Genomic DNA, 10060 nt, shown 5'->3' with positions numbered 1-10060 from the left:
TGGTGGCGCCGAGGGCATGGCCGCTGTGCCGACCGACCTCGAGGATGCCGTCGTCGAGGCGGCCGAGGAGTGCCCCGGCGAGTGCATCTTCGTCGAGAAGGCCTGAGGCCCGCCCGGGAGGCGGGCCCCGAGAGCTGAGGCTCGCCCGGGAGGCGGGCCCCTAGAGCTGAGGCTCGCCCGGGAGGCGGGCCCCTAGGGCTGAGGCTCGCCCGGGAGGCGGGCCCCTAGAGCTGAGGCCCGCCCGGGAGGCGGGCCCGGCGTCGCCGGCGGGCTGACCGCGGTGGTCATCGGTCACAGTCGGGTCGTGACGCCGGTCTGGCGCGGCCGCCGACGAGTGGCAACGGTCATGTCGACGACTGGCTCCAGCCGGTGTCCTCTTCGGCCAGCAACAGGCGGGCGTGGGTGAGAAAGCCGGTGTGGCCGACCATGCGGTGGTCGGGACGGACCGACCTGCCTTCGACGTGCCAGGTCCGCTGCAGCACCTCCACCGTCTCGGCCAGCCCGAAGGCGCTGCCGGCCAGCACCTCCCGCAGCTGCGACACCTGCCCGATCGTGGGCAGGTAGGCGATCAGGATGCCGCCAGAGTGCATGGCTGTCTCGGCGTGCGGGACCACCCGCCAGGGCTCGGGTAGGTCGAGGACCACCCGGTCGACGCCCGACTCGACGATGCCGTCGTAGACGTCGCGCTCCTTCACCCGAAAGCGCTCGGCCTGCTGGCGACCGAGGAGTTGGGTGACGTTCGCGACCGCCCGGGCGGCGAAGTCCGGCCGGAGCTCGTAGCCGACGACCTCCGCACCGGCGCGGAGGAGGGCCATCGACAGGGCGCCCGACCCGACGCCCGCTTCGAGGACCCTGACGCCGGCGAAGATATCGGCGGCCATGAGGATCGCCCCGAGGTCCTTCGGATAGATGACCTGGGCGCCTCTGGGCATCTCCAGCACGAGCTCCGACAGCGTCGGTCGCAGGGCCACATAGCGGGCGCCGGCGGTCGATCGAACCGTGGTCCCTTCCGATCGCCCGATCAGCTGGGCGTGGTCGACAATTCCCGAGTGACTGTGGAACCGGCCCTCGTCGGCCAGCGTCACCAGATGGCGGCGGCGCTTCGAGTCGAGCAGCAGGACCCGGTCGCCGACCGCGAATCGGTTGCTCAACGACGTCGTCCCGCCCGCCGCCCCTTGTCCTTGCCCGGGAGTTCCTCGTGCACGATCGTCAGTCGCCCGCCCGGCTCGAGGGACTCCGAGTAGACGACCTCCTCGCGGCGGATGCCCCACTTGCGGATGGCGAAGGCGGCGAGCCAGACGATCGCCCACGACCGGCTTCCGCCGAGCACGCCGCGACGCATGCCCGTGCGGGTCAGATTGCGGAGCAGGCGCTCCATCACCTCAGACCCGCCGGATCTCCACCACGGTCGATCGGCGGCGCCCCCGCCGACGACCGAGCACGTAGGCAACGGTGACGAGCACCACCGCTCCGACTACACCGGCAGCTACCAGCCCCGAACGCGCCGACTCGGTGGTCTGCTCGAACTGACCACGGATCTGCCGGAGCTTGGTCTCGATGTCCTGGGTGGTGACCCGCTCCTCTGCCTGTGCCGCGCTCATGCCCCCGCTCCTCTCTTGGCCCGGGATTTCCCGCGCCCTCTCGTGACGGCCGCAGCGGCCAGTCCGGCTACCGCCAGGCCGGTGAGGGCGCAGATACCGTACGGCACCCAGGTGAGGTTCCCGGTGAACGTCGTTCCCGTCTCCTCCTGGAGGCCCCGCAGCAGACCGACGAGCAGCAGGCTCAGCCCGGTGATGAGGACCACCGAGCCGACGACCCCGAAGATGACGAAGCGGCCCAGGTCCCTGATGGGCTCCAGGGTCTCCTGGCGCAGGTACCGGAGGACGAGGTCCTTGAGCTCGGACGCGAGCGCGGGTAGCGCCTGGTCTTCACTGGTCTCGGGCATTCACTCCTCCGTTGGGCTCAGCCTTACTATCCCCGGTACGGGTGGCGACGCAAGCATTCGAGCCCTCACCCGCTCGGCGCTCGGCCCCTGGCGGCCGTCCGTGGCGGCTTCGCCGCCCGGGACCGCCCCCGATCCCTCCTCCTAGCCGGGACCGCCTCCCGAGAGGCGGTAGCCCAGCAGGTCGGCCGCCGCCGTCGCCAGCTCTGCCAGCAGCCGCAGGCGGGACTGCACGTCGGGGGTCTCGAGGAGGCGCTGCTGATCGACGGGTCCGATGGGCGCGATGGCACACAGCTGCCAGGCCGCGACCGCTGGCTCGTCGTCCAGGGAGACGGTTGCCGGCACGCCGGGCTGGTCGCCCAGCTCGGTCTGGAGGGCCAGGGCCCGCCGCACGGCCCGCGAGGCCAGCTCGAGGTGTTCCATGTCGGCCGGTTGCATGGGGGGGTCGGCGAGCTCCTCGACCAGGGCGACCGGATACGGTTCGTCCGGAAGCCAGCACGACACCCGGATGCGGCGGGTGCCGGTCGCCAGCAGGACCCATCGACCGTCGGGGAGCTCCGCCGCCTCGGCGATCAGGGCCACCGTGCCCACGCCGAAGCGGGTGTCCCCCCCGCCCACCTCTGATCCGCGCTCGATGAGCACGACGCCGAACTCGCCGTTGCGGTCGAGGCAGTCCCGGGTCAGGGTCCGGTATCGCGACTCGAAGACGTGCAATGGCAGGCCCATGTGAGGGAAGAGCACGGTCCCGAGCGGGAACATCGGCATCGGGAGCGCCTCGGTGTCGTTGGGCCGGCCTCCCGGGCCCGCCCCGCCCGCTGTCATGAGCGGGAGGTGAGCAGGTAGGTGGAGGTGGCCCTGGCGACCGTCCGGCCCTCGTCGTCGCTGACCTCGGCCTCGACGAACGCGGCGCGGGAACCGCCCGAGACGACCGACGCCGTGCAGGTCAGGGTCGATCCGACGCGCACTGGCTTGAAGAAGCTGATCTTGAGCTCGGCGTTGGCCGAGAAGACCTTGCGCTCCCGTGCCCAGGTGAGCGACGCCGCCCCCATGGCCGAGTCGGCGAACGCGGTCACGAACCCGCCCTGGAGCACGCCGGTGGGATTGGCGAAGCGTTCGTCGGCGTGCATGCGCCAGACGGTCCTCCCCGGCTGCGACTTGTCGAGGCACACCATTCCCAGGGTGAGGTCGCAGTTGGGCGGGACCTGGACCCGCGGATCAGTCGGTGTCACGGACAGCGAAGCTATCCGAGCGCTGGCCGAGGAGCCCCGTCCGCCGCCGCCCGCCGCGACCCGCTTCGGCAACACTCGGCAACAAACGGCTGACACCAGGGCAAACACTGCGTGTGACCAGCGTCTCGTCGCCGATCGGCGGGAGGTCTACCTGCTACCGTGACATTGTGCCCCGCTTGCTTCTTGCCGTTCTTGTCGGCCTGCTCTCCTGCCAGCTGGCCATCCTTGTCACGACCGTCTATCTCCATCGAGCCCTGGCCCATCGGGCCATCACCCTGTCGCCGGTGGCGAGCGCAGTCGCTCGCTTCCTGACCTGGATCACGACCGGTATCCGACCCCGCCAGTGGGTTGCCGTGCATCGCAAGCACCACGCCTTCACCGACGCCGAGGGCGACCCGCACTCCCCAGTCCTCGAGGGTTACGCCGCCGTGCAGTTCGGCAACGTGGTGATGTACCGCCGGGTCGCCAAGGACGAGGCGACGGTTGGCCGCTACGCCCGCGACCTGGCGCCCGACGCCTGGGACCGCGTGCTGTTCGACCACGCCCTGGTCGGCCTGACGCTGGGCTACCTCGTGCTCTGGCTGATCCTGGGATGGAAGCTGGCGCTGGTCGCAGCGGCCGTGCACGCGGTCTCGTACCTGATGCTGAGCGCGGCCATCAACGCCATCGGTCACACCTGGGGACGCCAGCCCTACGACAACCTCGCTCGCAACAACCAGTGGCTGGCCTTGATCACACTGGGTGAGGGTCTGCACAACAACCATCACGCGGCGCCGACCTCGGCCAGGTTCGCCCTGGGACGGGGGCAGATCGATCCTGCGTGGTGGGCCGTGCGGACCCTCGAGCGCTCTGGCCTGGCGAGTATCCGCCACGGAGACGTGAAGCTCAAGAGCGCCCCCCGGGACGGGACCAGCCAACCGGACGAGCAGCGCGAAGCGGTGAGCTGAGCGCGTCTGCCACACCCGGGCGGAGTCGCCGGGTCGATCTCCTTAGCCGCCACGGATTACCGGGCCCGTCTGCGCCAGTAGGGTGAGAGGCGGTGCCGTTCGCCTCTGCGATCTCTGAGCATCCGGTGACTGCTCACGCCGCGGGCGAGGTCATCGGCCAGGCACTCGACAAGGTCGGTAAGGCCCCCGACCTTGTCGTGCTGTTCGTCACGCCACCTCACGCCGGCGCCCTGGAAGACACAGCCGGCGCCGTGCGGACCATCCTCGAGCCGCGCACGTTGGTCGGCTGTGCCGCCGAGTCGGTGGCGGGCGTCAACCGCGAGGTCGAGGGCGGGCCTGCGGTCTGCCTGTGGGCCGGGCGGTTCGGACCGGTCGTCCCCGTCGGCCTCGACATTGCCACCTCCGGCGGGGGTGTTCCGGGCGTGGGCGACGTCGACGACGGTCGACACCTGGCCGTCACCGGGTGGCCCCAGGAGCTGCCGTTCGAACCGGCGGCGCTGTTCCTCGTGGCCGACCCCTTCACCTTTCCGGTCGAGGCGTTCATCGACTGGTTCGGGCAGGGGCACCCGGGCCTGCCGGTGATCGGGGGGATGGCGTCGGCGGCTCGCGGCCCTGGTGGCAACCGGCTTGTGCTGGACGCGAGCGTGCGCGTCGGCGGCGCCGTTGGCGCCCTGCTCGGCCCGGGCGTCGAGTTGGCGTCCGTCGTCTCCCAGGGCTGTCGCCCGGTCGGGCACCCGCTGGCGGTTACCCGCGCCGAGGGCAACGTCGTCTACGAGCTCGGTGGACAGCCGGCCCTGGAGCGCCTCGTCGACCTGGCCCGCCGCGAGCTGGCAGAGCGCGACGTCGCCCTCATCAACGCCGGGGGGCTTCACCTGGGCCGCGTCATCGACGAGCACAAGGCCGACTTCGGCCGGGGTGACTTCCTGGTCCGCAACGTGATCGGCGCCGACCGGGCAGCCGGGGCCATCGCCGTGAACGACGTGGTCGAGCTGGGCACGACGGTCCAGTTCCACCTCCGGGACGCCGCCGCTGCCGACGAGGACCTCCGGAGCCTGCTCGACGGGCGCCAGGCCGACGCAGCTCTGATGTTCACCTGCAACGGCCGCGGCACGCGCCTCTTCGGCGGCCCCCATCACGACGCCAGCGCCCTGGCCGACACCGTGGGCGAGATACCGATGGCCGGCTTCTTCGCCGCCGGCGAGCTCGGCCCCGTGGGAGGAAGGAATTTCCTTCACGGCTTCACCGCATCCATCGCCCTCCTTCAGGAGGTGGACGGACGGCGAGACCAGGAGCCCGCTGGGTAGGGTTGACGGGTGGCTGGCGGAGGCCACGGATCAGAGCCGGTTCGGGTCGCCGGGATCAACACCGGCCCCCGCAGAACCGAGGTCGTGAAGCCGGCCGAGAGGACATAGTCGGCCAGGAAAGCCGGCCCAAAAAGGCAGTAGCCGGCCCGGGAGCCGGTCAAGAGGGGCAACAGCCGGCCTGGCAGCCGGCCAAAGGGGTAGAGAGGACGACCGATGACGAAGCTGCACGAGCTGTTCGACCAGCAGGGCCAGAGTCCGTGGATCGACAACCTCAAGCGATCGTTCCTCACCGGCGGGCGGCTGGCGGAGCTGGTCGGTATTGGTGTGCGCGGGGTCACGTCGAACCCGACCATCTTCGCCAAGGCGATCGAGGGCGGTGACGACTACGACGACCAGTTCCGCTCCCTGACGAGCCGGATGGCGGTGGACTCCGCCTACTGGGAGCTCGTCATCGACGACATCACCAAGGCGCTGGCCGTGCTGCGACCGTTGTACGACTCGAGCGGTGGCACCGACGGCTTCGTGTCCCTGGAGGTCGCGCCTGCGCTCGCCCACGACACCTCGGCCAGCATCGAGGCGGCCCGAACGTTGCACGGCCGGATCGACGCTCCCAACCTGTTCGTGAAGATCCCGGCGACGGCCGAGGGAGTGCCGGCCATCCGGCAGATGATCAGCGAGGGCCACAGCATCAACGTCACGCTCATCTTCAGCCTCGAACGCTACGGCGAGGTGATCGAGGCGTACCTGTCCGGGCTGGAGGCGTTGGCGGCGACCGAGAGGGTGGACCTGTCGCGAGTGGCGAGCGTGGCCTCCTTCTTCGTCAGCCGGGTCGACACCGAGGTTGACCGACGTCTCGAGACCGTTGCCGACCAGGCGGCTGGCGATGGGGCCCAGTCGGCCCTCGCTCTTCGGGGGAAGGCGGCCGTGGCCCAGGCCAAGCTCGCCTACCAGCTGTTCCAGGAACGGTTCTCCGGCGCCCGCTGGGAAGCGCTGGCGGCCAGGGGCGCGCAGGTCCAGCGTCCGCTGTGGGCGTCCACGTCGACCAAGAACCCGCACTACGCGGATCTGCTCTACGTCAACAGTCTCGTCGGTCCTGACACGGTGAACACGATGCCCGACGCCACCCTGGACGACTTCCTCGACCACGGGGTCGTGGAACGCACCGTCGACACGGCGCTCGGCGAGGCCAAGCAGATCCTCGACGACCTCGGCAGCGTCGGTGTCGACATGGCCGACGTCGCCCAGCGGCTCGAGGACGAGGGCGTCGCCGCCTTCGCCAAGTCCTTCGACGAACTTCTCCAGCGGTTGACCGACAAGGCCAACGCCTTGAGCGCCGGCCAGTGACCAGCCCGGACCACGATTGAGGGGCACGGCATGAGCGACCCGGCGGCGGCGACCGTCATCGACGCGACCAACCCACTTGCCGCCGGCCTCGAGGCCGACCGGCACTCCCCCCCGCTTGCCCTCGTGGTCTTCGGCGCCTCCGGAGATCTCGCCTCTCGCAAGATCTTTCCCGCTCTCGCCAGCTTGAGCCGCCGCCGGGCGCTCTCCTCGACGTTCGCCGTGATCGGGGTAGCCCGCAGTCCGTTGACTGACGAGCAGTTCCGCGATCACGTCCTCGAGTCCGCGCCGGACGGCGGCCCGGAATGGAAGAGCATCGTGGGCCACTTCCGGTACATCGCCGGCGACTACGCCCATCCCGACACCTTCGACCAGCTCAAGGTGCAACTCAGCGAGCTGGACGACCGGGTCGGGACAGCGGGGAACCGCATGTACTACCTGGCCACGATCCCGGCCCTCTTCGGCGAGGTGGCGAAGGCGCTCGGCCAGCACGATCTCAGCCGACCGAAGAGCGACGACACCTTCATTCGCCTGGTGATCGAGAAGCCCTACGGTCGCAACCTCGAGAGCGCCACCGAGCTCGATCAGGCAGTCCACGAGGCTTTCGACGAGGACCAGATCTACCGAATCGACCACTATATGGGCAAGGAGACGGTCCAGAACGTACTGGCCCTCCGTTTCGCCAACGCCACCTTCGAGCCGATCTGGAACCGGCGCTACATCGACCACATCCAGATCACGGTCGCCGAGAGCCTGGGGGTCGAGCACCGCGGCGGCTTCTACGAGACGGCGGGCGCCCTGCGCGACATCGTCCAGAACCACGTGATGCAGGTCCTGGCTCTCACTCTCATGGAGCCACCGGCGACCATTGACAGCCAGGGGATCCGGGACGAGAAGGTGAAGGCCTTGCGGGCGGTGGAGGTGTTCACTCCCGAGCTGGTGGCGAGCGAGGTGGTTCGGGCACAGTACGAAGCCGGTTGGGTCGAGGGCAGGGAGGTGCCGGGGTACCGCGAGGAGGAGGGCGTCGACCCCCACAGCACGACCGAGACGTTCGTGGCTATGCGCCTTCTCGTCGACAACTGGAGATGGGCTGGCGTGCCTGTGTACGTGCGCACCGGCAAGCGACTCCCCAAGCGGGTCACCGAGGTGGCCATGCAGTTTCAGCGAGTGCCCCACCTGCCGTTCGCCGGCAGCCTGGCCGAAGGCCTGGAGCCCAACACCATCGTTCTGAGGGTCCAGCCCGACGAGGGCATCACCTTCAGGTTCGGGGCCATGGTTCCCGGCCATACCTTCCAGGTGCGAACGGTCTCGATGGACTTCTCCTATGCGTCCGCGTTCCTCGAGCAGCCACTCGATGCCTACGAACGATTGCTACTCGACGCCATGGTGGGCGATTCCACGCTCTTCATCCGCACCGATGAGGTCGACCAGGCTTGGCGGATCGTCGACCCGGTGCTCGAGTCGTGGGCGGCGGGCCACCCCCCGCTTTCCGGCTACCAGGCAGGGACGTGGGGGCCCAAAGAGGCCTCGCAGCTCCTCGAGAGGAACGGGCGGCAGTGGCGGAAGCCGTAGCGTCTCCGGGCACCAACACGTCGGCGGAGCCGGCCCGCCTGGGATCCTGGTCGGGACAAGGGGTCACCATCGGCGACGTCAACGACGCGCTGATGACACTGAGAAGCGGTGAGGAGCGTGCCGCCACGCGCATCAGCACCATCAACCTCGTGGTGGTGGCAGGTGACGACGCCGGGGCGGATCGCGCCGGCCGAGCCATGCGCCAGCTCGGCCGGCAGAACCCTGGCAGAACGGTGATCGTGGTCCCTCGTCCGGCGGCTGGCCTCTCCATCGACGCAGACGTCCACCTGCACACGGCCACTGTCGACTCGAGGGCGGTCTGGTGGGAGGAGGTCCGCATGGTCGTCGGGGGGGCGGTGTGCGGCCACCTCGACTCCCTGGTCGAGCCGCTCACCCTCGGAGAGATGCCGGTCACCCTCTGGTACGTGTCATCGATCCCTGATCCGGCAGAACCACTTGTTGGCACCGCGGGGACGGTCGTGATCGAGTCGCCGGTAGAACAAGTCGGCGAGGGCACCTCGCAGGTCTCCGAGGACGTCGGAGGCAATCTCGGCGTGCTGGCGTCCCTGGTGGACCTCGCCCAGCGACGACCGGTCGTCGACCTGACCTGGTTGCGGTTGAACCCCTGGCGCCAGATGCTCACCCACCTGTTCGACGCGGTGTCCTACCGGCCGTTCGTGCACGACGTCCGGTCGGCAGAGGTCGCTGGCCCGGTCGGACCGGCGCTGCTCCTCGCCGGGTGGCTGGCGGACCGTCTGGGCCTGGACGCGTCGTCGGTGGCCCGCCGACCGGCTGCGGACCCCGCCGCCCTGCTGACCGCGCTGCACGAGGGCAGCACCGGCTGGTTCCGTGTCGAGAGTGAGAGGGGTGGCCGCCTGGTTCGATCCAGCGCCGAGATCGACGGTGGGCGGCGGCGCGAGTCGACGGTCGCTGTCGAAGACGATGCGACGGTCACGGCGCTGGCCGAGGCGTTGACGCGCCACAGTCACGACAGGATCTACGAGCGCGCCATCGAAGCTGCGTTGGACGTCGGTCGATGAACGGCGAGCTGGTGGTGGTCGACGACGTTCCGGGAGCGTTCGCGGCCCGCGTGATCGACGCGTTCGCGACGCGTCCCGGCGAGTCGTTCGCCATGGCGCTCTCGGGCGGGGACACCGCACGCCAGTGCTATGAGCGGCTGGCCGTGGAGGGCGCCCAGCGCATCGACTGGTGGGGCGTCGACATCTACTGGGGCGACGAACGCTGCGTCCCGGCTGACAGCCCGGACTCGAACCAGCGGCTGGTCAGGGAGGCGCTTCTCGAGCGGGTCGGAGCCGCCAACGCCGTGTACCCCATGCGCTGCGAGGAGGGCGCCGATCCCTATCAGCTGCGGGTTGGCGAGGTGGGGCGGTTCGACGTGACACACCTGGGGCTGGGGCCCGACGGCCATACGGCCTCGCTGTTCCCCGGCTCCTCAGCCCTGGATTCGGACCCGGGGCGCCTCGTCTGCCTCAACTCCGACCCGAGCTCGCGCAATCCTCATCAGCGCATGACCCTCACGCTCTCGGGCATCGCCCGCTCGCGCCTGGTGCTGTTCACCGTGGCCGGCGAGTCCAAGCGGGAAGCGCTCCAGGCGGTGGTCGACGGCGCCGACCTGCCGGCGGCGCGGGTCAACGCCGAGCGGGTGGTCTGGCTCGTGGACCGGGAGGCGGCGCCCCGATAGCGTCGGTTGGCCCGGACTCCGCC

Annotated in this window: 13 protein-coding genes; 7 read left to right on the top strand and 6 right to left on the bottom strand. The window is 70.0% G+C overall.

Translation table 11 applies throughout. The features are described 5' to 3' along the window. Positions 1-16: 16 nt before the first annotated feature. Positions 17-106, top strand: coding sequence for a ferredoxin (locus tag VGF64_06885; protein HEY1634465.1), 90 nt, complete (start codon positions 17-19; stop codon positions 104-106). Positions 107-344: 238 nt separating this feature from the next. Here VGF64_06885 and VGF64_06880 read toward each other — a convergent pair whose 3' ends face one another. The 6 genes from VGF64_06880 to VGF64_06855 form a co-directional block, all read right to left on the bottom strand. Further along, positions 345-1151, bottom strand: a complete 807-nt coding sequence (locus tag VGF64_06880) for a tRNA (adenine-N1)-methyltransferase (GenBank protein ID HEY1634464.1) — start codon at positions 1149-1151, stop codon at positions 345-347. Further along, positions 1148-1378 carry a hypothetical protein gene (locus VGF64_06875; GenBank protein HEY1634463.1) on the bottom strand — a complete coding sequence of 77 codons (231 nt, stop codon included), beginning with the start codon at positions 1376-1378 and terminating at the stop codon, positions 1148-1150. The genes VGF64_06880 and VGF64_06875 overlap by 4 nt, the downstream gene beginning before the upstream one ends. Before the next feature lie 4 nt (positions 1379-1382). Further along, positions 1383-1601: a hypothetical protein gene (locus VGF64_06870; GenBank protein ID HEY1634462.1), complete on the bottom strand. Its 219-nt coding sequence runs from the start codon at positions 1599-1601 to the stop codon at positions 1383-1385. Continuing rightward, positions 1598-1945, bottom strand: coding sequence for a hypothetical protein (locus VGF64_06865; GenBank protein ID HEY1634461.1), 348 nt, complete (start codon positions 1943-1945; stop codon positions 1598-1600). The genes VGF64_06870 and VGF64_06865 overlap by 4 nt, the downstream gene beginning before the upstream one ends. Before the next feature lie 141 nt (positions 1946-2086). After that, on the bottom strand, positions 2087-2764 hold the full coding sequence (locus VGF64_06860) for an LON peptidase substrate-binding domain-containing protein (protein ID HEY1634460.1): 678 nt from the start codon (positions 2762-2764) through the stop codon (positions 2087-2089). Continuing rightward, positions 2761-3171, bottom strand: a complete 411-nt coding sequence (locus tag VGF64_06855; protein ID HEY1634459.1) for a PaaI family thioesterase — start codon at positions 3169-3171, stop codon at positions 2761-2763. Before VGF64_06855 ends, VGF64_06860 begins: the two co-directional genes overlap by 4 nt. A gap of 167 nt (positions 3172-3338) precedes the next feature. Between VGF64_06855 and VGF64_06850 the strand changes: the two genes are divergently transcribed. From VGF64_06850 to pgl, 6 genes are all read left to right on the top strand, one after another. Continuing rightward, positions 3339-4118, top strand: a complete 780-nt coding sequence (locus VGF64_06850; GenBank protein HEY1634458.1) for a fatty acid desaturase — start codon at positions 3339-3341, stop codon at positions 4116-4118. A 92-nt stretch (positions 4119-4210) separates the two neighbouring features. Then, a complete protein-coding gene (locus tag VGF64_06845; protein ID HEY1634457.1) occupies positions 4211-5422 on the top strand; it encodes an FIST N-terminal domain-containing protein in 1212 nt (403 codons plus the stop codon). Positions 5423-5635: 213 nt separating this feature from the next. Then, the gene (tal, locus tag VGF64_06840; protein HEY1634456.1) at positions 5636-6766 is read left to right on the top strand and encodes a transaldolase; all 1131 of its coding nucleotides are present in this window, start codon (positions 5636-5638) and stop codon (positions 6764-6766) included. Positions 6767-6796: 30 nt separating this feature from the next. Next, positions 6797-8335 (top strand): glucose-6-phosphate dehydrogenase, encoded by a 1539-nt coding sequence (zwf, locus tag VGF64_06835; GenBank protein ID HEY1634455.1) that lies wholly within the window; start codon positions 6797-6799, stop codon positions 8333-8335. Then, complete coding sequence (locus VGF64_06830) at positions 8320-9375, top strand: glucose-6-phosphate dehydrogenase assembly protein OpcA (protein ID HEY1634454.1); 1056 nt, start codon at positions 8320-8322, stop codon at positions 9373-9375. The genes zwf and VGF64_06830 overlap by 16 nt, the downstream gene beginning before the upstream one ends. Further along, a complete protein-coding gene (gene pgl, locus VGF64_06825; protein ID HEY1634453.1) occupies positions 9372-10037 on the top strand; it encodes a 6-phosphogluconolactonase in 666 nt (221 codons plus the stop codon). The genes VGF64_06830 and pgl overlap by 4 nt, the downstream gene beginning before the upstream one ends. Positions 10038-10060 lie beyond the last annotated feature (23 nt).

The sequence above is a fragment of the Acidimicrobiales bacterium genome (genome assembly GCA_036491125.1).
Classification (GTDB): domain Bacteria; phylum Actinomycetota; class Acidimicrobiia; order Acidimicrobiales; family AC-9; genus AC-9.
The sequence above is the reverse complement of the archived record's forward strand: the minus strand, read 5'-3'. Positions and strand labels throughout refer to the sequence as shown.

Coding starts and splice junctions, on each gene's coding strand:
- VGF64_06875 (HEY1634463.1), bottom strand. CDS start 1,378: ATGGAGCGCCTGCTCCGCAATCTGACCCGCACGGGCATGCGTCGCGGC.
- VGF64_06885 (HEY1634465.1), top strand. CDS start 17: ATGGCCGCTGTGCCGACCGACCTCGAGGATGCCGTCGTCGAGGCGGCC.
- VGF64_06860 (HEY1634460.1), bottom strand. CDS start 2,764: ATGACAGCGGGCGGGGCGGGCCCGGGAGGCCGGCCCAACGACACCGAG.
- zwf (HEY1634455.1), top strand. CDS start 6,797: ATGAGCGACCCGGCGGCGGCGACCGTCATCGACGCGACCAACCCACTT.
- VGF64_06870 (HEY1634462.1), bottom strand. CDS start 1,601: ATGAGCGCGGCACAGGCAGAGGAGCGGGTCACCACCCAGGACATCGAG.
- tal (HEY1634456.1), top strand. CDS start 5,636: ATGACGAAGCTGCACGAGCTGTTCGACCAGCAGGGCCAGAGTCCGTGG.
- VGF64_06865 (HEY1634461.1), bottom strand. CDS start 1,945: ATGCCCGAGACCAGTGAAGACCAGGCGCTACCCGCGCTCGCGTCCGAG.
- pgl (HEY1634453.1), top strand. CDS start 9,372: ATGAACGGCGAGCTGGTGGTGGTCGACGACGTTCCGGGAGCGTTCGCG.